Source organism: Kitasatospora sp. MY 5-36 (assembly GCF_001182915.1).
Classification (GTDB): domain Bacteria; phylum Actinomycetota; class Actinomycetes; order Streptomycetales; family Streptomycetaceae; genus Kitasatospora.
This window is the reverse complement of sequence record NZ_LFVW01001385.1, coordinates 1-687: the sequence shown is the minus strand read 5'-3', so window position 1 is coordinate 687 and position 687 is coordinate 1. Positions and strand designations below refer to the sequence as shown.

The 687-nt window shown below is 78.9% G+C and carries 1 pseudogene; it reads right to left on the bottom strand.

Annotated elements, in window-relative coordinates:
* Positions 1–70: 70 nt before the first annotated feature.
* Positions 71–687, bottom strand: a pseudogene (locus AE652_RS42575) (serine hydrolase); the annotation flags it as partial.

Sequence of the window (687 nt, the reverse complement as noted above, 5' to 3'; positions counted from 1 at the left end):
GGGGAACGGTGCGGGGTGTCGGTGCGGGGTGTCGGTGCAGGGTGGGCGTACGGCGGCCGGGCCGGTCGGCTCAGTCGGCGGCGGCCCGGCGGGCGGTGCGCCCGGAGACCTGCACCCGGTCGATCCGGCCGGTGGCCGGGTCCCGGTGGAAGCGCCCGCCGGGTTCGGGGCGCCCGGTGTCGGGGGCGATCAGGTCGTAGGAGAGGTCGGCGTAGCAGCGCAGCGGGATCGGGAGGTCGCCGTCGACCGAGAGGGTGGCCGGTCCGGCGCCGGCCGGCTCGACCCGGTAGCGGATGGCGCCGTTGCGGTAGTCGCCCGCGCACTCGGCCAGGGTCGCCGGGGCGGCGAGCAGCACGGGTCCGCCCGCGCCGACCGGTTCGATCCCCGCGGGCACCCGTACTCCGGCCAACTCCTCCAGGTCGGCCGCGAGTTCGCGCCAGAGGGCGGTGGCGGCGCCGGCGTTGCCGGTGAAGGCGACCACGAGGCCGCTGTCCGGGTCGGCCCGCAGGTGGCAGGAGGTGCCCATGGCGTTGCCGTCGTGGCCGCACCACAGCCGTCCGTCCTGCCGGTAGAGCGCCGCGCCGGCGCCCCAGCCGTCGGCGAGCGCTCCCGGCCGGGCGCCGGGCTCCGGGCGGCGCATCAGCTCGGCGGTGTCCGGGGGCAGCACCTTGGCGCGGCCGACCAGGG